Annotated in this window: 27 protein-coding genes; 18 read left to right on the plus strand and 9 right to left on the minus strand. The window is 39.2% G+C overall.

Annotation, left to right across the window (positions count from 1 at the left end; translation table 11 throughout):
* The first annotated feature begins 4 nt into the window (after positions 1–4).
* Positions 5–337, plus strand: coding sequence for an integrase (locus tag E0H87_RS01525; protein ID WP_227547292.1), 333 nt, complete (start codon positions 5–7; stop codon positions 335–337).
* A 1546-nt stretch (positions 338–1883) separates the two neighbouring features.
* Here E0H87_RS01525 and E0H87_RS01535 read toward each other — a convergent pair.
* From E0H87_RS01535 to E0H87_RS16230, 3 genes are read right to left on the minus strand one after another with little or no spacing between them, the layout of a single operon-like run.
* The gene (locus E0H87_RS01535) at positions 1884–2099 is read right to left on the minus strand and encodes a hypothetical protein (RefSeq protein WP_131321759.1); all 216 of its coding nucleotides are present in this window, start codon (positions 2097–2099) and stop codon (positions 1884–1886) included.
* Complete coding sequence (locus E0H87_RS01540; RefSeq protein ID WP_131321761.1) at positions 2096–2902, minus strand: Rha family transcriptional regulator; 807 nt, start codon at positions 2900–2902, stop codon at positions 2096–2098. Before E0H87_RS01540 ends, E0H87_RS01535 begins: the two co-directional genes overlap by 4 nt.
* Entirely contained in the window at positions 2899–3030 is a 132-nt protein-coding gene (locus E0H87_RS16230) for a hypothetical protein (RefSeq protein ID WP_264757379.1), read from the minus strand. The genes E0H87_RS01540 and E0H87_RS16230 overlap by 4 nt, the downstream gene beginning before the upstream one ends.
* Positions 3031–3336: 306 nt before the next feature.
* Here E0H87_RS16230 and E0H87_RS01545 point away from each other — a divergent pair, with 306 nt between their 5' ends.
* A complete protein-coding gene (locus tag E0H87_RS01545) occupies positions 3337–4434 on the plus strand; it encodes a hypothetical protein (RefSeq protein WP_131321763.1) in 1098 nt (365 codons plus the stop codon).
* A 79-nt stretch (positions 4435–4513) separates the two neighbouring features.
* Here the strand turns inward: E0H87_RS01545 and E0H87_RS01550 are convergent, their stop codons facing one another.
* From E0H87_RS01550 to E0H87_RS01575, 6 genes are all read right to left on the minus strand, one after another.
* Positions 4514–5515 (minus strand): RloB family protein, encoded by a 1002-nt coding sequence (locus E0H87_RS01550; RefSeq protein WP_165493924.1) that lies wholly within the window; start codon positions 5513–5515, stop codon positions 4514–4516.
* 5 nt (positions 5516–5520) lie between these two features.
* The gene (locus E0H87_RS01555; RefSeq protein ID WP_131321767.1) at positions 5521–6840 is read right to left on the minus strand and encodes an AAA family ATPase; all 1320 of its coding nucleotides are present in this window, start codon (positions 6838–6840) and stop codon (positions 5521–5523) included.
* A 355-nt stretch (positions 6841–7195) separates the two neighbouring features.
* The gene (locus E0H87_RS01560; RefSeq protein ID WP_131321769.1) at positions 7196–8224 is read right to left on the minus strand and encodes a phage portal protein; all 1029 of its coding nucleotides are present in this window, start codon (positions 8222–8224) and stop codon (positions 7196–7198) included.
* Positions 8224–10008, minus strand: a complete 1785-nt coding sequence (locus E0H87_RS01565; RefSeq protein ID WP_131321771.1) for a terminase large subunit domain-containing protein — start codon at positions 10006–10008, stop codon at positions 8224–8226. The genes E0H87_RS01560 and E0H87_RS01565 overlap by 1 nt, the downstream gene beginning before the upstream one ends.
* A gap of 210 nt (positions 10009–10218) precedes the next feature.
* The gene (locus tag E0H87_RS01570) at positions 10219–10398 is read right to left on the minus strand and encodes a hypothetical protein (RefSeq protein ID WP_131321773.1); all 180 of its coding nucleotides are present in this window, start codon (positions 10396–10398) and stop codon (positions 10219–10221) included.
* A gap of 237 nt (positions 10399–10635) precedes the next feature.
* Positions 10636–10875, minus strand: a complete 240-nt coding sequence (locus E0H87_RS01575) for a hypothetical protein (protein ID WP_131321775.1) — start codon at positions 10873–10875, stop codon at positions 10636–10638.
* Between the two features lie 369 nt (positions 10876–11244).
* Here E0H87_RS01575 and E0H87_RS01580 point away from each other — a divergent pair, with 369 nt between their 5' ends.
* The 16 genes from E0H87_RS01580 to E0H87_RS01655 all read left to right on the plus strand — a co-directional run bounded on the left by E0H87_RS01580 (position 11245) and on the right by E0H87_RS01655 (position 22793).
* A complete protein-coding gene (locus tag E0H87_RS01580) occupies positions 11245–12066 on the plus strand; it encodes a GPO family capsid scaffolding protein (protein WP_131321777.1) in 822 nt (273 codons plus the stop codon).
* A 17-nt stretch (positions 12067–12083) separates the two neighbouring features.
* Positions 12084–13094, plus strand: a complete 1011-nt coding sequence (locus tag E0H87_RS01585) for a phage major capsid protein, P2 family (protein WP_131321779.1) — start codon at positions 12084–12086, stop codon at positions 13092–13094.
* A gap of 7 nt (positions 13095–13101) precedes the next feature.
* On the plus strand, positions 13102–13785 hold the full coding sequence (gene gpM / locus E0H87_RS01590) for a phage terminase small subunit (RefSeq protein WP_131321781.1): 684 nt from the start codon (positions 13102–13104) through the stop codon (positions 13783–13785).
* 95 nt (positions 13786–13880) lie between these two features.
* A complete protein-coding gene (locus E0H87_RS01595; RefSeq protein ID WP_131321783.1) occupies positions 13881–14333 on the plus strand; it encodes a head completion/stabilization protein in 453 nt (150 codons plus the stop codon).
* A complete protein-coding gene (locus E0H87_RS01600; protein ID WP_131321785.1) occupies positions 14330–14539 on the plus strand; it encodes a tail protein X in 210 nt (69 codons plus the stop codon). The genes E0H87_RS01595 and E0H87_RS01600 overlap by 4 nt, the downstream gene beginning before the upstream one ends.
* A 2-nt stretch (positions 14540–14541) precedes the next feature.
* Positions 14542–14901: a putative holin gene (locus tag E0H87_RS01605; RefSeq protein WP_044738534.1), complete on the plus strand. Its 360-nt coding sequence runs from the start codon at positions 14542–14544 to the stop codon at positions 14899–14901.
* The gene (locus tag E0H87_RS01610) at positions 14898–15170 is read left to right on the plus strand and encodes a phage holin family protein (RefSeq protein ID WP_131321787.1); all 273 of its coding nucleotides are present in this window, start codon (positions 14898–14900) and stop codon (positions 15168–15170) included. The genes E0H87_RS01605 and E0H87_RS01610 overlap by 4 nt, the downstream gene beginning before the upstream one ends.
* On the plus strand, positions 15167–16021 hold the full coding sequence (locus E0H87_RS01615) for an N-acetylmuramidase domain-containing protein (protein WP_131321789.1): 855 nt from the start codon (positions 15167–15169) through the stop codon (positions 16019–16021). Before E0H87_RS01610 ends, E0H87_RS01615 begins: the two co-directional genes overlap by 4 nt.
* On the plus strand, positions 16018–16548 hold the full coding sequence (locus tag E0H87_RS01620) for a phage tail protein (RefSeq protein WP_131321791.1): 531 nt from the start codon (positions 16018–16020) through the stop codon (positions 16546–16548). The genes E0H87_RS01615 and E0H87_RS01620 overlap by 4 nt, the downstream gene beginning before the upstream one ends.
* Positions 16549–16556: 8 nt before the next feature.
* Positions 16557–16997, plus strand: coding sequence for a phage virion morphogenesis protein (locus tag E0H87_RS01625; RefSeq protein ID WP_131321793.1), 441 nt, complete (start codon positions 16557–16559; stop codon positions 16995–16997).
* Between the two features lie 94 nt (positions 16998–17091).
* Positions 17092–17721: a phage baseplate assembly protein V gene (locus E0H87_RS01630; protein ID WP_131321795.1), complete on the plus strand. Its 630-nt coding sequence runs from the start codon at positions 17092–17094 to the stop codon at positions 17719–17721.
* Positions 17718–18062 carry a GPW/gp25 family protein gene (locus E0H87_RS01635; RefSeq protein WP_044738540.1) on the plus strand — a complete coding sequence of 115 codons (345 nt, stop codon included), beginning with the start codon at positions 17718–17720 and terminating at the stop codon, positions 18060–18062. Before E0H87_RS01630 ends, E0H87_RS01635 begins: the two co-directional genes overlap by 4 nt.
* The gene (locus E0H87_RS01640; protein WP_131321797.1) at positions 18059–18964 is read left to right on the plus strand and encodes a baseplate J/gp47 family protein; all 906 of its coding nucleotides are present in this window, start codon (positions 18059–18061) and stop codon (positions 18962–18964) included. Before E0H87_RS01635 ends, E0H87_RS01640 begins: the two co-directional genes overlap by 4 nt.
* Entirely contained in the window at positions 18961–19491 is a 531-nt protein-coding gene (locus tag E0H87_RS01645; RefSeq protein WP_131321799.1) for a phage tail protein I, read from the plus strand. The genes E0H87_RS01640 and E0H87_RS01645 overlap by 4 nt, the downstream gene beginning before the upstream one ends.
* Before the next feature lie 3 nt (positions 19492–19494).
* Positions 19495–22380: a phage tail protein gene (locus tag E0H87_RS01650; RefSeq protein WP_131321801.1), complete on the plus strand. Its 2886-nt coding sequence runs from the start codon at positions 19495–19497 to the stop codon at positions 22378–22380.
* Positions 22380–22793, plus strand: coding sequence for a hypothetical protein (locus tag E0H87_RS01655; RefSeq protein ID WP_131321803.1), 414 nt, complete (start codon positions 22380–22382; stop codon positions 22791–22793). The genes E0H87_RS01650 and E0H87_RS01655 overlap by 1 nt, the downstream gene beginning before the upstream one ends.
* The last annotated feature ends 86 nt before the right edge of the window (positions 22794–22879 follow it).

Genomic DNA, 22879 nt, shown 5'->3' on the forward strand with positions numbered 1-22879 from the left:
TTCTATGAAGCTGCGCTGCCCTTACCTCATTGCAACTCGACCAGAGCACTTTAACGAGCAAATCCGTAATGCGAAACTGCATCCGTTTGCAGTAACGGAAGATCACATTACCAAGCAGTTTAAAAAGTATCGGGACTTGTCTGGTGCGTATGATCATTTGGAACCCAACCAACGACCATCGCTGCATGACTTACGTGCTTTGGGTATTTATAACATTACACAGAAGTATGGGAAGAAGTATGCTCAAGCACTGGCGGGACACGCAAATGTGAAGATGACCGACCACTATTTAGAAGGACATGAAGCGCTAAAACCTGAGCGGATTAGCTATCGTTAGTCATACCAAAGCTGATGCTTTCATTACATGGATCATCAGCTTTTGATTTCATATATTCGCCAGAATGCTAAATGGATGAATCAAAATTCCTTATGAGAATCAGTATAATGGCAATATTTATTGAATAAAAAGAGAATTAAGTTCATGAAATATTCAAAAGAAAGAATAGTAAAAGGCCTCTTACTTGCTCCTATACCATTACTTTTTTGGCACTTCTTTTTTAAATTTATGAAATATAAAATTGAATATAGCTTAGATTCAACTTTCTTTTTTCATCTTTTCCTCGGCTTAGTAGGTTACATTGTTCTTTATTCAACTTATTGCATTTTGATAGTACCTTTCAGCTTTATACTTTCTATTCTTTTAAATCATTATAATTTTCTCAATTTATTAAGTATCTGTATTAGCTCTTTAATTATTACTACGGCATTAAACCTTTTTCTGGGATGGGGTTTTACAGAAGAACATTCAGGAGAAATACCTCAAGAATGGTGGAAAATATATACCGATATATTTTTCCTTATTACTGTCATATTCATTGACCTATGTTATTGGTTGTTTTTGATTATTTTTAAAGAAAAAAATGTCCAGATGAAGTAAGAATAGATGTCCAAATAGTTATTTATTTAACTACTGTTAGTAATCGTTTTTAAATTTAAATGGGCAAGTTATTAACAGTAGGAAAATATTTCATACCTCGAAAACTTAAAGCCCACTTTTGAAGTGGGCTTTAAGTTGCTGAATTAACAGCTATATTTGGTAGGCATATCCAGACTCGAACTGGAGACCTCTACGATGTCAAATTCAGCGCATCTTATTCAAAAATAATGGCTTATATCAGGCTGGGGAAAATTTGGGGAATTTTCGCGATATATAGACAATGAAATAAAGTCCCATAAATGATGATTGATCATTTAAAATACAATTTTAGGCAAATCTTAGAATAATTCTTAACTTTTGGGTATGGTTCAAAAGCTGTAACTAGAGTAACGATTTTTAAAAGTAGTACTTAATATATTGAAATAAATATAAATATTACCTTTAGAGATACTGTAACGATTGCGTGACGATTCTGTAACGAGTTACGGTGTTTTACTGTAACCCTCGGTTTCAAAATATATTATTTATTATCAATAGTTTACTTAATTTTAAAGGTTGGGGGTTTCGCTAAGTTACTCACCTTGAGTAACCGCGTAAGTTATTGTTTATACATTAATAAAATCGTGAATTTAGCGTTTTTTGGACGGGGTTACAGAATTCGGGAAAGTCATTTTGACCCGTAAATTGCCCTACTTTTCCCTTGCTGTCTTATGGTCAATTTTTCTTGGGTGCAGGGTTTTGCAGATTTGTCGGGATTTTTGCAGAACTACCCTTTCCTCTGTTTTTTCTATGCCAAGCCCAGTCTATATAAGGCGTTGGGGAGAACTTTTTGTCCCGAAATTTTAAAGTGATTCCGAGACAAAAAGCCCATAGGTGACGTGGGGGGTCAACCGCCCGCGTGAATCCTGAATGTGCAGGTGGCTGCACATTCGTAGGATGGTTTTGTTTATGGTTTTACTGCGAGTTGCTGTTGGATCTCGTGGACTTGGAGGTGAAGGCTGCACATGATGGCATTGAACTCGTCACTTGGTATGCCATCGTCATAGTGCATGCGGGACATGGCAGAGATGAAAAGCTCTAGCTTTTCTATGGAGTCACCTACAGTTTCCAGTAGGTCTTCTAAGTCTGCTGGTGGGTTGCCTGCTTTAAGATGTGGAATCATGCTGCACCTCCCAACTGTACTGCGGCTTGCTTGAACACTATGCAGCGATGGGTTTTGTCATCTATCACGCTACGCACGGCATGACCGTGTTGTATGTAGTGCGGGTATGGATAGGTACTGGCTGCTAGTTCTTGTATGAGTGCTTTGCTGTCTGGCAATCCATGAATGGCTGCGCAGACTTGCGGCAGGTTCAGTGCAATGTGGTTTGGCTTGTGGCTATGGTTGAGTAAGTGCAAGCCGTACTGGTGGATGGCTTCCCAAAAATGTTGCAGGACTGCATTGTTCCGTGCGATCACTGGGACGACTGCATGTATAGACAGTGTGGTTTTGTGCAGTCGGTTGCTGAACCATGTGACTTCGACTTGGTCGAGTATGCCTTCTGCATTAGTCATGAGTTTGTTTACGGTAAGTTCTGGACTGCCTGAGTTTAGGCGTACTTTTGTGCCGACTTGTATGCCCTGCTGCTCGATGAGTTGTTGGTTTTGGAGTAGCGTTGCCATAGCATTAAAGGCATTGATGAATGCGATTTTGATTTGTGCGGCTTTCTCTCCAGTAAAGCCCATGACCAAGAACATCCAACCGTCTTTGCTCATTTCGTACATAGGACGAGATTCGCCTTTCGCATCAATATATTCAACCAGCCCAAAATTGGGCTCGTTAAATTCTTTTGGACAATCTAAGGATTCAATAGCTCGTAAAACATGAGTGTGCCTTTTACCAAATGCATCGGCAACTTTGAGGCTATCGGTTTTGATTTGTTGGTCTTGAATGAAGACAGCTTGGCTGAGGTCGAGTGCATTCATTTTGCACCGCCTTTCACCCAATGGATGATGCGTGATTTAAAACTTAGTTTTTGTGCAAAGTCTGGAGAAGTTAGACGCTTAATACAGATTTTGTCTAGACGAGTTTGTGCCTGAAAATTATTTCTCATGACGAAATTCCTAATTATTCTTTAGGTTTTCATCACACTACGACGCCAATCATAGGGTGATGGGTTGCACGGAGTTGGCGTACCGATGATCTAATCAATCCGGCGCAACCGAAGTTGCCACCGTACAACCCACCATAACAAATCTTACGCTAAAAATTAGGCATAAGAAGTACAGGCGTAAAAAAACCGCTTACGCGGGTTCACGCGATTAGATCAATAACGAGACGCCAATCTCGACCACCATGTGGGTGGTCTTTTTAGAGTAGCTTAGATACTATTGCTGGGTCAAGTGGGGACAAGCGTATAATGAAAACTTTCTTAGCGATATTAACAATTCTTAATTTTATATTTATCATTGATCTTATATTCTTTAATTCATATTGTATAAAAAAAGTACGTTATTTAAAAAAATTCATTCCGAATATAATCAAAAAATTAATAGATAGTTTCAAAGATTTAGTTTATAGAAAGCTTTTCAATGAAGAAGAGAAAAAAGAAAAATTTAATAATGACAGGTTTAAACTTGCTAAACCTGAGCCAAGCTTAATAGAGTCTGCAGAGAACTTAAAAATCGAGATATTAAGTTATATAAATAAGAAACCGAATTTTTTATTAGAAAATTACCCGCCACATCAAACTATTTATAGTCTTAAACATAGAATCGAGAATCTCACTACAAATGAAGTCTATCTACTTGAAACTATTAAAAATGGACTAATAAAAATTAATTACGATCAAGTAGAAGACAGAGAACTTGCCACACATTATATAGAGATTATTACACTGTTGGAAAGTTACGATTCTATACATTCTAGTTATAAAAATGGAATGAAAAATTTTTATGATTCTGTTTGGCAAGAACTTAATAGTGAAATCAATAAGTTTAGAAGATTAAATGAAGTGCTAAAAAATGCAAAAACAAGTCATGTATACCAAAAATCTGAAAGACAGTCCTCACTCGCTTTTTATATATATTTAGGTTTAGCTCTTATTACAATCGTACTTACAGTTTTATTCTCAATATTTATTTTAGAACAAAAAAAATATTTTAAAACTATTTTAGAAATAGATAACTATGATTATTGGGCTTTAAAATTAACAGGTATATTCATTTCAATTACTCTAATCACTTTTCTTATCAAGCAAGCTGTACACTATCAGAAGAAAAAAGATCAAGCACAACGTATACGTTTAGAACTCGATGCGCTACCAACATATATATTTGATTTGGAGGAAAAAGATAAAAAGAATATTCGTAAGGAACTTATTCCAAAATATTTCGGAAACAATAGTGATCTAACAACATTAAATGAAATTGGTAATATTGTAACTGAACAGCTTAAAACATCATCTGATGTCGCCAAGTCATCCGCTGAAGTCATCAAGGCACTAACACCCAAATAAGTGGTAGAAATTATTTTGGAATTAAAAAAGGTGAGTCCTGACAGAAACTCACCTTTTTTTAAATGGAAACTAGCGAAATTTAAGAGTTAGCACATTTTTTTTGTTCTTCCTCATTAATTTGTTCATCTAATATTTCTTCCATTCCCAATATTAGACGGTTCTGCAACTCATTTAAATACTGTCTCATAAACTTAATTCTGAAAATATTCACTTTAGTCAACTTGTTACTATTAGAAAGTAAAGTTGCTAACTGAGGTTCATATTCTTTATTAATACTATCCAGAAAAGATTGGAGCTTTCCTAGTTTTTTCTCAAAATTATCATTGATAGGAAGATAACGTTCCACAGTAATAGAAAATTCAAAAATTGGATCTAAAACAGACTTGACCTGCAACCCAACCTCTTTAACATTTAATAGATATGAAACAAGAAAATGAGCTTCTGTAGAAGGATTATTTTCGGCTGTAGAATCAGCATCTTTTAGTGCTCTTTCCGCATGAATCATTGCCGTATCTAACAACTTCTTTCCATCAAAAATAGAATAGACTTTGTCTTTACCTTTCCCGTAGCTTCCTTCGAGTTTTTCTTTCCAATGTTGTTGTAATAAGTCATAGCAAAGATCACCTGAACTTTTCCGTTGGGTTTCAACAAATGGAGCTCGAGTATAGGTTAAATGACATAAATACCAATATTCAAATGAAGGATAAGATTTTATGGGTATAAGAATCATTTTATTTGACTTCTTATTATACTCATCTATCATTTGAAGTGCTGGATAGAAGTTAGGATGCTTATCTCTATCAACAATACAAAATGCTATATCAAAAAGCTTACTCTGATTTTTTTCTGCAACTGATTCTTCATATAGCTTTATTGCATGCTTTACTACTGATACAGGATCAGACCCACAATCACCTGTGATTTCAACATTTGTAGATGAAAGTTTTTCTTTAGACCGTAAATCTTTGAAATAAAGTGGTTCTGTTTTTTCACCTTCAGTAACAATAAGGATTAAATCAAATGGATCTCTTCTTACACCATTTCTTGCTAAATTAATATTTTTTCTTCGACTTTGTATCACTTCGATTATTCCTCAAATTCAATTACAAGATCTTCTGGGAATTTAAATTTATTGATAATTGGTTTACCACCATATCTACCAGATAAATAACTCTCTTCAATATCTTCTCTATTCTTATGAGGACTAAAATCGGTTAATGGGTAAAGTGTTGTTGATTTATCTTTATTCTTCTCACAAAACCAGATTTGATCTCTACGTAATAAATCTTTACGCAATGCTGATGTTTCATGTGTTGTTATAATTAACTGTGCATTTTTTTTATTTTCACTAGAATTAAAAATACTAATAAGGTATCGAACTAAGTCTGGATGTAAACTTTTATTCAATTCATCAATTACTAATATATATCCTTTTAATAAGGCAATAAATATTAATACAGAAAATTCAAATAATTTTTGAGTTCCATCAGATTCATCATCAAGTTCAATTCTAATACTTTTTCCATTTTCATCTGTATGAATAAAATATGCCATTAAATGATCTTCAAAATCTTCTTTGATTTTTTCTTTCAGCTCATCTGGAAATTCATCTGGAAAATTCTCGAAACTAATATTATGTTTTTTAATAACAATATCATCTACATCAATATCAGCATGTTTTAAAAAATCAATAACTAAGTTTTTCAGTATTTCATTTTCTTTACAAAAGCTAATAGCTGGTTGATTGTTTAATCTATCACTAGTAATAACTTTTAGACTCTCTGAAAACCATTCATAAATAGGTTTTAATTGTTCACTATTAAGCTGCACTGCAATTGATAAAAATAACTGATCTATTCTTGTACTTTTTTTCCAAGTATTCTTCTCACCTTTTAGAAAATTAGATTCTTTAAGCCAAACATACTCCTCTGTATCCTCATCAAAAACTCTATGAAACCATGCTTGTTCACGTTTCTTGGGATAAATACTTAACCACTCTTCTATAATTTGTTTTTTATTTGCAGAAAAACCATAATCTGCACGAACTGGTCTTAATTCTCCAGTTTCTTCATCAGGTAAATTCACTACAAAACTTACACTGAAAGTTGTAGGTTGCTCCGAAAAGACCGAATCTAATAAAAATGGTTCTACAGGAAGATTCTTATTGATTTTTTTATGAGCTGAATTTTCAACAATTGATGCCATGCACTTTAATGCTTTCAATACATTAGACTTACCTGATGCATTTGCTCCATAAATAACAGAACTTCTCAATAACATAGGTACTAATGGTGCTTCTGTTTCAAAATAATTTTCAGACATCTCATTTGAAGAGTCTTTAACTATTGAAAGCGTCTGTTCTCCCTTGATAGATCTAAAATTTTCAACAGAAAATTGTATTAACATTAATTTCAACCCTTTTATAAATCATTTTTTGGTAATTTTTACCAAAAATAGCAGTTTAATTATATTATTTCTATACTTTAAGTCTAGTTTTTTTAGCGTTTCTACACATAGAAGCTAATAACAGTCACGTTAAACTACTGATTGATCGGATTCACAATCCTAGCACGAGTAGGACCCTATCTTTTACCTGTAGACCTCAGATGCCTCCATACATTGCGATCTCACTTATCTTCCAAAACTATAAGCCAGCGCGCAAATAAATGGACTTACTGCAATCAAAAGAATTGCTGTCCCAATACAAAATCTTAAATATGGCGATAACTTTATTTCCATTTTTATTCTCCTTACGACTTCTTCATTTTTCATTTAAAAGCTTGCCTCTTACTTCAGCATAAGACTTAAACGTAATGAGCTTCTGCCCTGCCCATTCATTCACCTGATCTGCTATACGGTGCTGAAGCGGAATAATTTCCGAGTTCCAATGTACCTGCTCTGCTTCCGTAATCGACCCAAAACCACCCGTATTATTGGGAATAATGCCAAGTAACTGAGGCGGTGTACGCATAGCCGCCAAAATGTCATCCCGCGTAATGGACTTAATATGTGCAAACTCATCCTTGGCTGCCACTTCCGACACAGGTATCAACTTAATACCATCGGGCTTCCCACTCGGTGAATACAAAAACAGATTTCTAAAGTTCCCTGGTCCTTTACTGTCTTTGAGTGCCTGACGTAAATTGTTTACATCGTCTTCATTCTGCTGCGGATCGGTCAGGTACAAAATAAACCCAACATGAGAACCATTGTTATAGTATTTACGACGGAACAAAGTCGCGGATTCATTCAACCAAGCAGACTGCAAAGCCGCCAAATATTCAGGTGTGCCATACACTTCCTGATTAATATCGCACTCACGTACCTGAAAAACTGAATCTCGCTCAAAATGGTGATACTTCCAGTTTTCCGTAATCATTAAAAATTCTTTCGGGTCTTGTTTACGTCGCATGTATTTGGCTAAAGGCGTGGTTACCTGCACCACTTGGTTAGAGCGACTTTTTATGGCTTCTACATAGCCCATTCCAAACACCAAAAAGTCCATAACCAATTGTTCGAATGATTTAGAAGACATCAACTTGTTAGGCTTAAAAGCAGAAACCAACTGATTACGCTTATAAATAATGGCGGTCGACAAATAAGGCGTAGAACGGAAAGACTTTGCCAAACCCTCTAAACTCACTGGCGGTTCATAGTAAGTACCATTCCAGTACACCTGAAACATGCTCATGTAGTCATGCGTATTTAAAACAGGTTCAGGGTCACCGAAGGTAAAGGCTTGAATGCCATTGTTTTGTGCCACAACAGGCAAGTTTTGAGTCTCAGACATTAGAATATTTCCATTGCAGCAGTATTGTGGACGTTACGCCCTTCCAGTGGTTCATTGGCAAAGACATGCATACACGCCCAAGCAAGGTCGGCATGCCCGACTTCTTCCGAACGTGTGGCTTCAAAAGTGAATTGACGACCTGATCCAGTCATGGTCTTTTTAATTGCCATAAAGCTTTGTGCAACATCAGTCCAGCCTGCATCAAACTCAAAACGACCTTGATGCACCACATCCATCGCTTTCAGTACCAGCATGGTTTTAACTTCGACCGAATAGCTAAAGGTGGTCAGTGCCGGGAAGAACTGGCGTACCAGTTGGGCAACGCCTGTTCCCATGCCTGTAATGTCTAAACCAATGTAGGTCACACGGTAGTTTTCACAGATTTTTTTGATGTAAGCCGCTTGTGCCTGAAAGTCCATCCCTTTGAATTGATGACGTTCAAGTAGGCGGAATTTTGAATAATTGATAGATGGCGGTGCAATCACCACTAAACCCGCGGTGTCGCCCGATTCGGCAGGGTCATAACCGACCCATACTTCCTGATAGCCAAATGGACGAAGGGCTAATGGTTTAAAGTCTCTATCCCACAGTACCCATGAGTCCACCATGCACGGTTGCATGACTGATAGTGGAAAGACTGAATGCCCATCATCCATGAACATACACATGAGCAAGTTGGCAAAACTTTCTGCCGAATACTCAAAGCGTAATTCATCAATATCGAACAGGTCACAGCCACCGCGCTCGGCATCTAAAATAGTGACAATTTGTCGCCAAATTTTGTCTTCACAGAGTCGACCATCTTTTAAGGCTTCATGGCTGACATCAATATTCAGCCGTTTGTCTTTGGCTCTACCTTTGTTAAAGATTTCCCCTGTCCAGAAGTTATAGGCTTCGTGGCTTTTTGAAGATGGTGTGGAGAAATAGGTTTTGCGCCAACGTTTATGCATAGCCATACCAGAGGCAACTTTCTGTAAAGTCTGGAAGCCATGCACCCAAAAGTATTCATCGAAATAAAAATTGCCGTGGAAGCCCTGAGCAGTTTTGGCGTTGGTGCCTAAGAATATAAGTTCTGAAGGTGGACCTTCTTCAAAGTTCAGTACGATTGGATCGCCTTGTAAATCGAGATCAATCGACTCTGCGGCAAAAGACTTAATGTAGGATTTGAAAACGTGTGCCTGTGCTTTGGAAGCAGAAAGGAAAATCTGATTGCCCCCGCCTGTAATGGCATCGACAAAGGCTTCACGCCCGAAGTAATAGGTTGCCCCAATTTGGCGGCTTTTTAAGATATTACGTGAACGCTGATTTTTGGCTTTGAACCATGTGCGTTGGTAATCGAACAGCCCTTCTTCAAAATCTGCCTGAACCTTTTCAATCATTGCCTGAGTAATGAGATTACGCTTCGGCATTTTTTTCGGTTTGGCATTACGGTTTTGAATTTTTGGGTTAATGTCGGCTTCATTACCGCCATCGGTCAGGTATTTTTCGCGTCGTGCGTATTTGTCTTTTTGACGTTCTAACAGGTCGATTTCTTTAAAATCGCCTGGTGTTTTCTTATCTAATAAATACAAGGTACACAAACGGGCTTCGAGTGCCTGTGCTGCAATTCCTTCAGGTGCATCTTTGTCCCATTCGTCACGGGCTTTCCATGAGTGAACGGTCTTTTCATTTTCCTGTAGGTATTCCGCAATACTGCTAATACGCCAACCCATCCAGTAAAGGAACTTTGCCTTTACTCGGTTGTCGAAAGTTAGCTCGAAGCGTTCGGTGTCAAATGTATTCATGCGCCAATTAAAGCAACGCACTTTGCACAATGCTTGATTTCGCTTTTGTAGCATCCCCTCTTACAAAGAGGATTTATTTAAGAGTTTGGATAACGTTGGCAATAGCTGTAAGGATTGGAGCAAGTTGGGTAATTAAAATGCCAAGTAAAATGTAGGCAAACTGGATATACGTCCAAATACGTAATTCCTTATTTTTAGCTAGTTTTTCCATCATTGTGGAAGCCCTACATAAAATAAAACTATCGTTAAAAGTGTTTTCGTCACCATCAGGGCTATTGCGATAAAAGCGAGATTCCAGAATATTTTCACAAAACTTTCTGGTTTTAAGTTCATGGCTTCCATTGTCGCTCCTAGAAACTTAACTAAAAATTTAGTATTGTTATGACTCATATTTTTGATCCTTACTTGAACTAAGGGTTGGAAATAAAAAAGCCAAGAATTGCCGTTCTTGGCTTTTTGCTTTTGTGCTTATTATTCAGTTTTTATCGCACCGATCATTCTTTGTATTTTGTAGCATCCCCTCTTACAAAAGGATTTCTTAAAGAACATCTTGTGAAAATTCCAAAAAAAAATAATGCTCAGATAATTTTCATCATCTGAGCATTATGGACAGTTTTAATAAGTAATTTAATTCAGTTTTGAAACATAAATCTCGTAATGAGGAGGTTCATTCGTATTTGAAATTACTTCATCGACTAGGTACTTTTCAACAATTCCATCGGGCAATGAATGGTGAAGAAAATCCCCCTCTTCTACAAGTGTATTTATATCTTTACTGGTGATCAGTATTGACTCAACGATACAACTTTTTAAAACAAACTCTTCTTCCGTACCGTTTTTTATTAACTTTAAATCTATTCTATTCATCACTTTAGGTCTCCTTTAAGTGATTTATTTATTCTAAAGTAAATCATTATGATTATTAGCATTCTGATATTAGGCTGTAAAGTAGAACTGATCACAGTTTGTATATGAGATTGTTTCAATTTATTTTTAAATTTAACTATTTGGTCTATTTTTTCTTATAAAAAAACTGGGATCATTTTGTAATTCATACCTCTAGAGTGACGTGTTAATTTTTCTACATCATTTGTGTGAATTTTCCTTAATCCATTCCCTCAAATCATACTTCCTTTTTGTAGCATCCCCTCTTACAAATCCAATTTATTTACTAATGCCGTCGGACTTTTAATGATGCTCATTATTTGATGAGTAAATTCCAGAACGGTTAAACACATGACAAATAAATCTAAGTTCTTTCGTGTTGCAGTCGAAGGAGAAACTATTGATAAGCGCGTGATTGAACGCTCTTGGATTGAACAAGCTGCAAAAAATTACAACCAGTCTGTATATGGCGCTCGTATTTGGGTTGAACACTTACGTGGTGTCATGCCCGATTCTTCCTTCCGTGCTTATGGTGATGTACTTGCTGCAAAAGCCGAAGAAGTCGACATTAACGGTGAAAAGAAGCTGGCATTGTTTGCACAAATTGATGCAACTGCTGACTTAGTGGAAATGAATAAAAAGCGCCAGAAGATTTTCACCAGTATTGAAATTGATCCGAACTTCCAAGGCAAAGGCGAGGCCTATTTGGTGGGCTTGGCTGTGACCGATTCCCCTGCCTCTATCGGCACTGAAAAATTGAGCTTTTCTAGCATGGTTGCCAAGTTTGGTGAAAATGCAGAAAAAAATGCCTTCTCAATTGCTGAAGAAGCTCAAATTGAATTTGAAGATGACAGCAAAGGCTTATTTGCTGGAATGGTTCAGAAGTTCAGTGACCTGTTTTCTCCTCAAATTGAACAGCAAGGCGCAGAAGCCAAACTGAACTTTACCGAAGTCAAAAAAGTACTCGAGCAAATTGCAGAAACTTTTGGCAAACAAAGTACGGCTTTCTCAAAAATGCAGCAGGAACTCAACGAGCTGCAAACCAAGTACAGCGAACTTGAACAAAAGCACAACGCCCTTTCAGATTCATTCAATCATCAACCTGACCCAAATCATCACAAGCGACCTGAAAGCACTGGGCATTCGGGCAGTAATGCTGCTGTTGTTTATTAACACGGAATTCTTTAATCATGCGTAACGATACACGTAAAAAGTTTAATCACTACATGGGCGAAGTTGCCCGCATTAACGAAGTGGACAGTGCAGCGGTTCAGTTCACTGTTGCCCCGACACCTGCACAAAAGCTGGAAGAAAAGATTCAACTCTCTAGCGAATTTCTGGGTCGTATCAATGTCATTGAAGTGGTTGAAGCGACAGGTCAAGCCATTGGTCTTTCTGTAAATAGCACCATTGCAGGTCGTACCGATACCACAGGTGATGCCAAACGTAATCCATCCGATCCGACAGGTTTATCGGCAAATACCTATGCTTGTCAAAAAACAGACTTTGACATTGCCTTGCTCTATTCAAAAATTGATGCCTGGGCAAAGTTTGCCGACTTCCCTGAAAAATGGGCGGGTGCCTGTGCCAAAGCCATTGGTTTAGACCGCATCATGATTGGCTGGAATGGGACAAGCATTGCAGCAACCACCAACCGCAACACCAATCCATTGCTGCAAGATGTCAACGAAGGCTGGCTACATAAAATTCGTACCCGTAGCCCTGAACGCAACATGACTGAAGTTGTAGTGGGTTCAGGAAAAATCACCATTGGTTCTTCTGGTGACTATAAAAACTTGGATGCCTTGGTCAAACAGTCAGTTGATAGCTTGATAGATGAAGTTCATCAAGATGCAACTGACCTTGTGGTGATTTGTGGTCGTTCATTATTGAACGATAAAAACTTTGCCATTTTGAACCAAGACCAAGACAACCAGAACACGCTTGCAGGTCAGGTTTTGGTAGGTCAAAAACAGATTGGTGGCTTACCTGCTGTTCGCGTTCCCTTCTTCCCAGACAATGCTTTCTTGATCACTTCTCTCGATAACCTGTCTATTTACTACCAAGAAGGTGGTAAACGTCGCTTTATTCGTGAAGAACCTGAGAAAAACCGTGTTGCAGACTATCAGTCAAGCAACGAAGACTATGTGATTGAAGCCTATGAAAAAGTGGCTTTGGTTGAAAACATTGAAGTTCTGTAGGTGATCTATGAACCATGCACGTAATCACTACCTTCGCGTATTAGCAGAAAAATCTGCAAAGGCGGATGCCTTTGGAGCAACCCGCCAAGATGCTTCCGTTTACCTGCTTCAACTGGCCGAACTGAAAAACGATAAATCACTGCTTTCACACATTAAATCGGATGAAAGCCGTGCTGAAGCAAAAGCCAAATTGATTCCCAAATACCTGCCTTATGTCGAAGGTATTTTGGCTGCCAATCAAAAGGTGGAAGATGAAATTGTCACCACCATCATGCTGTGGTGTTTAGATGCTGGCATGTTTGACTTGGGCTTAAAAATTGCCGTGTTTGCTTTAGCACATGGTTTAGATATGCCTGATTCATTCAGTCGTGACACCCCAAGCATTGTGGCAGAAGAAATTGCCAATGCGGCTTTGAGCAAACTAAAAGCGGGCGATGTGTTTGATTTGAACATATTGCTTCAAGCGGAACAGCTCACTGAAAGCTATGACCTGCACGACCCAATTCGCGCCAAGTTGTATTGCGCGATTGGCAAGATTTTCTTGTCTGTAGAGAACTATGTACCTGCGATTGAGTACATGAAAAAAGCCATTGCCAAGAAAGACAATGTCGGCTGTAAGCAAGACCTTGATCGTGCTGAAAAGCTCTTGGCCAAACAATTAGAGGAACAGCAAGCTGCTGCGTCTTCTTAACCTGTGCCCCCCGCACCTGGTCGGCATGATGGGGATGACAGAACTTTTAAGTTGTTGTTCTGAACCATCATCCACCGACCACCTAGGATATGACGATGACTGGTTTTAGCTTTAATGCCCCAACCACCACACCAGATGAGCTGATTGTGAATGATAGCTTCTTTCCCAATCTGAAATTGAACCTGATCCGCGAATCCGTGCGCTTAGATGGCAGTGTTTCTAATGCTCGCCTGAAAGATGCAGCAATTGCAGCCATATTGGAAATTAATGACCAACTACGCTCACTAAAATTGAAAGCAGCAACTTTAAATGAACTTGCTACGTCCAATATCGATGGTAAACCCAACACAGAACTGTTGTATTTACGGGCAGTTCATTCAGCGATTGCCGCAGACATTAACGAAAAATATCGAAGCTATGACAGCACCAGTGATGGTCAGAAGCGGGCTGAACAATTAGCACCGACCATTGATGACCATCGACGAAACTTACGCTGGGCTATTCGGGACTTGTTGGGGACAAGTCGCTGTACTGTGGAATTGATATGAAAAAAGTGAAGTCTGTTCAGGGGGACACGATTGATCTGATCTGCTGGCGTTATTACGGTCGGACTGCTGGTGTCACAGAAACTGTATTGGAATATAACCCTACTCTGGCTGAACAAGGACCAATACTCACGCTGGGCACAGAAGTGATTTTGCCTGATATCCCTACGCAACAGCAGACAACAAAAACAATTAACTTATGGGATTAAGCATGCCTGAACCAACTGCTACAACCACCACCGCAACAGCCCTCAGTCTAAGTGCTGTTTCCATTCTACCCTTTATTAACGGTAATGCCTTGCTGGGCGCTGTATTGGGTGCTGCATTTATTGCGACTTATGAAAAAGACTTATCGGCATGGCAACGTTTACGCACCATGCTGCTTTCGACAGGTATTGGCTACTTACTTGCCCCTGAAATTACCAGTCGAACCTTTATCACCAGTGATGCCACTGCTGCCTTGATTGCATCGACCTTCTCTCTGTTCATTTTGGTGAAGGCCGTAGATTGGGTAAAGGCATCCAAACTTTCTGACATTTGGAAAACTTTTCGAGGTGGAGGTGCCTCATGATCGAACTCTTATTTCAAACCATTGCTGTTTTAGCTTATCTCTTTTCTGGTGTTCGGATTATCTGCTTTAGTCGTGAAGAAACACCTTTTCACCGTGGCTATTCTTGGCTCGCAGCATTGTTGATTGCCTCATTCCTTGGGCAGTCTGTTCACATTCTTTTCTTTAAAGATCCTGTCACCCTATGGGATGCCATCTTCGCCATATTACTTGCCATGATTGTGCTACGTAGTCGCGGTAATGTTGCCAAACTGATCTGGAGTACATCATGAAATTATTAAAGTTTGGAAGTAAAGGTTCAGCCGTTTCTGAGCTACAGAGACTCCTGATTAAACAAGGTATGAGGGGAAAAAATAACAAGTCGCTATCTGTAGATGGTGATTTTGGTGAAAGCACTGAATATGCCGTGATTCAATTTCAGAAAAAAATCGGCATAAAAGTGGATGGTATTGTTGGGAATGCAACATTGAATGCGCTCAAAGGGCTAGACCTTTCTAAACATCTAAAAGATGCAGACTTAACGGCTGGTGCAAAACGTCTAGATATCCCTGAAATTGTCATTCGCGCAATTGCCGAAGTTGAAACACTTGGTGATGGTTACTTGCCTGATGGTCGACCAAAGATTCTGTTTGAACGTCACCGTATGTATTTTTACCTCAACCAGAAATGTGGAAAAGACTTTGCTGACCAAATGATGAAGCAGTACCCCAATATCGTGAACACTCAGACTGGTGGCTATCATGGTAATGCGGCTGAATACACCCGTTTGGCTTTGGCCAAACAAATTGATGAAGACTGTGCCTTGATGTCTGCTTCTTGGGGACGTTTCCAATTGATGGGTGAAAACTGGAAAGACCTTGGCTATTCATCTGTACAAGAATTTATCAAACAGCACTATCAAAGTGAAAGCCTACAGTTTGAAGCTTTTCTACGTTTCTGCGAGTTCAAGTCAGGTACGGTCGCTGGCAAAAAGTGGACTTTACTGGAGGCATTACGCCAGGAGAACTGGGATGCTGTATTTAGTCTGTATAACGGTCGCAATTATAAAAAACTCGGCTATGACACCAAGTTTCTTCGCGTTATGAACCGCCTGGATCCTAGCTATCAGAGCAATGCAGCATGAAAAAGCCCAATAACCTTCGAGAGTATTTGGTGAGCCATCTGAAGTTTCTTCAGGATAATCCAGACAAACTCAGCATGCATATTGAAAGCGGTCGCTATCGTTCTATCCTTGCCAACGGCTACGGCATGGAAAGCATTTCACCAGTGAAGTTCATTATTCAGGACTTCACGGGGGATCCCGACTTGATTGCCTTTTTACTATTTCAATGGCTGCGGGTGAATCAGTCTGAATTGCTCGCCAATTTAGAGAAGAACAAGAATGCTGTGAAGTTTGAAGCTGAATTTCTGGACAATGACAAAGCCGATGTGATGTTTGAATTTGAGCTGACAGAACGTGTGATTATTAAAAAACAAGACAACGGCAGCTTCAATTTTTCTTATCCTGATGAACCTCAATATTCACCAGCATTGCCAGCGACCGAGTGTGAACTTGCCGATGAGCAAGGCAATATTTTAGCAACATGGACCAGTATTGACCCTTCTAATACTGTTGCACTTGAAATGCCTTTGGCAAAAAAACCTCAGTGAGTTAAACCATGCGTGAAAACTTAGATGATTTGGTTAAATACCTGACACCATTACTGAATAAACTCAGTGATGGTGAGATGTCTAAACTGAATAAAAAAGTCGGTGCAGATTTGAGACAGAGCCAACAACAACGGATTGCGGCTCAACTTAATCCCGATGGTTCTAGCTATACTCCAAGACGGTTACGAGACGGTAAACGGATCCGTCGCAAGATGTTTACTAAATTACGTGCCCAACGATATTTTAGAAACTTTTCTAATGCCGAAAAGGTCAGTGTTGGTTTTTTAAGTAATGTGGTTTTTGTGGCTCGTATTCACCAAGAAGGTTTACGTGCTCGCGTCAGCCAAAATGGTCCATCAATTACCTACCCCAAACGTGAACTGTTGGGATTCACAGCAAGCGATATTCAGTTAATTGAAGACGCTGTGATGCGACATTTAAAGACTTAACTTTGTCGCTAAAATGAAGAAGTTCTCTTTGTAGTATCCCCTCTTACAAAATGCCATTAATGCAAGACACGCAGCCTTAACGCAAAGTAGGCACATGAGTGCTGAAATCCATCGTCGCTTAGAAAATTTGATCCGTTTAGGTCGAATTAAAAGCGTTACCCCTGCTAAACCTTTTCATACAGTCACTGTCGATCTAGGCGACATCGTGACTGATGAATTACGTCTATTCAATCTGCGTGCAGGTGCAGACCTTAGCCATGACTTACCCAGTATCAATGAAGAATGTGTGGTCTTTAGCCCTACGGGTGAGCTGACGCTCGGCATTGTTTTGGTGGGTTTAAATAATGAAGCTTTTCCCACTCCGTCATTGAATCCCAACATCAAATTAAGAGTTTATGAAGATGGTGCCATGATCAGCTATGACACAGCCAACCATTCCTTACAGGCAATTCTTCCCAATGGCGGTACTGCCATTCTCACCGCAACTGGGGGCATCACCGTGAATGGTGACACCACCATCAATGGAAATCTGCAAGTGAATGGCAGCACCGCAATGACTGGCAATAACACCGTAGGCGGTAGCCAGCTCGTTCAAGGCAGCAGTCATTCTTCAGGTAACTTTAGTACCGAAGCCGATGTGAAAGCTGGAAGCATTAGCCTGAAAAATCATAAACATGGCGGGGTTCAAGCGGGTGGCTCTGATACAGGAGTATCCAAAGCATGATGTCGCGTGAAACTGGTCAAAGCCTTGATGTGATTCCCCACATCAAACAATCTATTCAGGACATTCTATTCACCCCAATTGGGAGTCGGGTTATGCGTCGTGAATATGGCTCCATGATTTTTAAACTGATTGACCAACCCTTTAATGATGCTGTCCGTCTGCAAGTCATGGCAGCCAGTGCTACAGCCATTATGACTTGGGAAGACCGAGTCAAACTGACCAGTGCCAAGTTTTCCAAAGCCGAAGATAGTCGCTTCCAGATTGACCTAGAAATGCAGCTCGTCGGTACAGATCAAACCAAGAAACTCTCTATTCCTTTAAATTACGGGTCTTCGCTATGAGTGTTGATTTTTCGCAATTGATTCAACCAGATATCATCGAAGAAATTGACTTTGAAGCTCTATATACCGAGCGTAAAGAAGCACTTATTCAGCTCTGGCCAAGCGAAGAGCAACCCTCTATTCGCCAAACACTGACACGTGAAAGTGAACCTCTGGTTAAACTGGTTCAAGAAAACTGTTATCGGGAAATGATTTTACGGAATCGGATTAATCAGGCCGCTCGTGCCCTGTTATTGGCTTATGCAACAAAAAATGATTTAGACCAACTCGGCGCTAACTTCAATGTTAAACGTCTAGTTGTTTCTCCAGCCGATAATTCCACTACACCACCAACTGAAGCTGTCATGGAATCAGACGATGCTTTCCGTGAACGGATTCAACTGGCTTTTGATACCTTATCCGTTGCAGGTCCTGAAGCTGCTTATAAAAAATTTGCGCGTGATGCCGATGGTCGTGTGGGTGATGTTTCAGTGGTTTCACCTCAACCTGCCTATGTCACTTTAACCATTTTACAAGCGGACTCTTTAACTGGAGCTGCTTCTCCAGAACTGATTCAAATTGTCACAAATGCGGTGACCGCAGAAGATGTCCGTCCTATTGGAGATCGGGTCACCGTTCAGTCGGCATCGATTGTTAACTATGCCATTAATGCCAAACTCTACATTGGTAAAGACCCAGAAGCGGCGACGCTGTTGCAACAAGCAATGGCTAATGTGACTGCCTATGCCACCAAACAAAAACGGCTCGGTCGTTCTATTCGTATATCTGCAATTTATGCAGCTTTACATATTAATGGAGTAAATCGAGTCGAGTTAATTAGTCCCCTTACCGATGTGGTATTAACGCCAGAACAAGCCTCTTATTGCACTAATATTTCAGTAACGATCGGAGGGGTTGAATGAGCCAATTACTTCCTCCGAATAGCACTCAATTTGAGCGAAATGTCACAGCAGTCACATCACAAAATAGTGCATTACCCGTAGCAATCAAAACGCTGACATCAATTGATGACGCACCAGATTCATTCCTGTCTTTCCTTGCTTGGCAATATTCAGTCGACTCATGGGATACCAGTTGGCAACCCTCTTTACAGCGTCAACTGATTAAAAAATCCTTTCGCCAACATCAAATCAAAGGTACTCGTCAGGCAGTTCGTGAAGTACTGGCACAGTTTGGCTATCAGTGCATTTTTAAAGAATGGTTTGAAGCCATACCGATGGGTACACCAGGAACTTTCACCTTAGAACTAGATCTCAATGGTCTGGAACTTACAGAAGATACCTATGCCGAAGTGAATCGACTTGTAAAAGATGCAAAGCCTGCTAGTCGGCACCTCACCAATTTAGTTATTAACGTTCAACCCATCTGTATTCCGCGAGTTGCTGTCGGCACTCATGGCGCGGAAACAGTCACAATTTATGTCGAGTAGAATATGGCAGCAACCTACAAAGGTATTTTAACCAACAACGGTAAAGCACTGATTGCAAGTGCAACCCTCAACAATAAAATCAACTATTCTCACATTGCGGTTGGCGATGGCAATGGCTCAGTGCCTACGCCTTCAGAAACGCGAACTGCATTAGTGAATGAAAAAGCTCGTATTGCTCTTAATGTCGTTGAGATCAATCCAAACAATACCAATCAAATTGTCTGTGAAGCTATCATTCCTACAACTACAGGGGGGTTTTACATACGTGAACTAGGGCTTTATGCAGGTTCAACCTTAGTGGTCAATGCAAGTTATCCGCCTACGTACAAACCATTAGCTGACGAAGGTGGTGCACGGGAAATTGCCCTTAAACTTGTTATTAATATTCAAAATGCTGAAGTTATAGCTCTTTATCTCGATGATTCATTGATATATGCAACTCGTGATTGGGTAAATAAAAACTATATTCGACGTAATGAGATAGTCGATAATCTAACGACAGATGATCCAGCAAGACCGTTATCGGCAAAACAGGGAAAAAGTTTACAAGATTATAAAGTACAGATTGGTAGTTCATTTAAAGATGCTCATTCCCGAGATGTAGACTATTATCAAGATATTTCTAGTCAACAATTCTTTACTTCATTCGATGAATTGCCATTAGGCTCTCGTTGTTTAATTCAATCATCCTTAAATCTTACGAAGGCTCCATTATTTGCAGGAGAAACTTTTATTTATGTTGAAACAAAAGCAACATATAAAAAAGATATGCCCGGTAAACTTCAGGTAGCCTATGGATATGGAAGTGGGAAGTTTGCTATAAGATCAGCACCCACTGATGGGGTTTATACAGCATGGTTTTACTATGCTGATATCAATAGTAATGTCGCTTCAGCATCAAAGCTTGTAACCGCGCGAACAGTAAGTTTTTCAGGTGGAGCAACTGGCTCATTTAATTATGATGGCTCTGGTAACTCATCATGTATTTTAACTTTGGCAAATTCAGGTGTGATTGCTGGATCTTATGCTTCAACAATTCAGATTCCGCAGATTTCAGTAAATGCTGCTGGTCAAATTACCGCAATTTCTCAACAGTCAATACGTTCAGCCTCGGTAAACCAAACCGGTATTGTGCAGCTTATAGATGATCTAGTAAGTGACGATCCAACAAAAGCTTTAACAGCAAAACAGGGTAGAAATTTACAACTTAATAAACTTGAAAAAGATGCAACTGCGGCTGCTGCAAAAAAACTTGAAGTTTCACAGTCTTCTTATAATAACGATAATGATTTTATCTCATTTTATGCAGATAAAACGGTGGGTTTTTTTGATAATGAACAAGGTAAATTCTTCCCCCAATTTTCAGTAGGATTTGTTTCCTCCATGAAAACAGGGGGAACTTTTATAATTGGTAATGATGTCACAACAGGAAAAACAAGAATTATTAGTTGTGTAGTTCGTGAAAATGGAACTATTGATTTTTTAAATAAAAAAGAGCTGGCGTATACAGATTCTGATATTTCTGGAAATGCTGCGACTTCCACTAAATTAAAAAATGCTCGTAAAATTAATACCATTGATTTTGATGGTACCCAAGACATCAGTATTGAAGCACCACTTCGATATCTGGGCAACATTTCTTCCGCAGCACAACTTGATTTGGCCTTAAGTGATGGGAAATATACAGTTTCTGAATACAGTGTAGCTGGATTATATAGCTATGGTGTTTTAGTTGTCTTAAGAAGTGGTGGCACATGTTGCCAAATTTATTACCCGCATCTAGCTTCAGGTGCTAACGGTGGAACACTAGCGATTCGTCAGAGCTGGAATGTTAATGGAAATAGCGCATCTTGGTCTGAATGGCGAGTGATTGGAACACGAGATGACTCAAAGTTGCCATTATCTGGCGGTTCGCTAACTGGAGATCTAACCGTTCCTGCTGTGATTACAGATAAAATTTGGGGCAATGAAGATGTTTCATTTGCGTCATTAAATGATGCAAAAGCACGTCGTATTCGAGTTGGCGGAATACTTGTTTCAAATGTTTGGGCTGACGCAACTAAAATCCCAGAAAATGGTATTTATGCTAAGGGTGCTATTCATACAAGTAATTCGATTTATGCAGATAATTTTTATGGATATGCTGCCCAAGCTCTATTTCATGGCATCTTTGATGGTCGATTACAGAATCCGCGTATGATCAATGGCGTGGCTTTTGATGCGAGTTTAGATATTGATATTCCTCCTGTAAGTTTTTACATCCCTGCTGAAGCAAATTTAAATAACTATCAAACAACAGGATTTTTTTATCAACCTGCTGATGCGGTTGCAAATCAAATATCCAATGTTCCTCAGCAAAATGCATTTTCGCTGAGAGTAGAAAAAAGTGCAGGGTGTTCACAATGGTTTACACCATACGATAGCAATGGAATCACTTATTATCGTCGTTTTTATGGAGGAGAATGGTCAGCATGGATCAAAATAGATCCAGCGAATGTGAGTGGAAATGCCGGTACTGCAACTAGACTTAAAACTTCACGAAACATCGCACTCTCAGGTGCAGTGTCAGGTAATGCCGATTTCGATGGCTCTGGAAATATCACAATTTCGACGACAGCAAATAATGCAATCGGTGTAAGTCAAAGTTGGCAAGATGTAAAATTAAATAGAGCGGTAAGAACAACATATACAAATACAATAGGTCGACCAATCCAGCTTTTTATTAATGCAAATTTTGATGATGGCTACATTACATTAAATGGAACTAAACATTTTATCGCTGATGCTGCTGCATGGGGTTGGATTAACTTGATTATTCCTAATGGTGATACATACATGATTGAAGGTAGTGGTGATCAAAGAATTTTAACCTGGTTGGAGTTACGTTAATGAAATACTTTAAAAACCCTACAGGTGAAGTCTATGCATTCGAAGCAGATGGTTCACAAGATGATTTAATTACTGATGAATTTGTAGCAATGACTTCAGATGAAATTGACCGCCATCTCAATCCGCAAAACTATCTCAGTGATGTAGAAAAAGAACAGCTTCGACTGGCTCAATTTCACTCCCTGACTCGTCGACAGTTTAAATTGGCATTATTGGAAAATAACCTACTCGAAACCGTCGAGCAGACTATCAATACAATTGAAGACCCAACGCTTAAGACCCGTATTCAAATTGAATACAACGAATCAGAACGGTTCGAACGTAGTAATCAATCTGTTCAATATATGCTTGGATTTCTGAATTTAACTGCTGAGCAAGTCGATGAAATGTGGTTTTATGCCTCTACTCTCTAAATTCGAATTTGTAGCATACCCTCTTACAAAACCCCACGCTTAAAACGTGGGGTTTTATATGCAAGCCTTTTGTTGAACTAGAACAT

The organism is Acinetobacter sp. ANC 4178, from assembly GCF_004331175.1.
Classification (GTDB): domain Bacteria; phylum Pseudomonadota; class Gammaproteobacteria; order Pseudomonadales; family Moraxellaceae; genus Acinetobacter.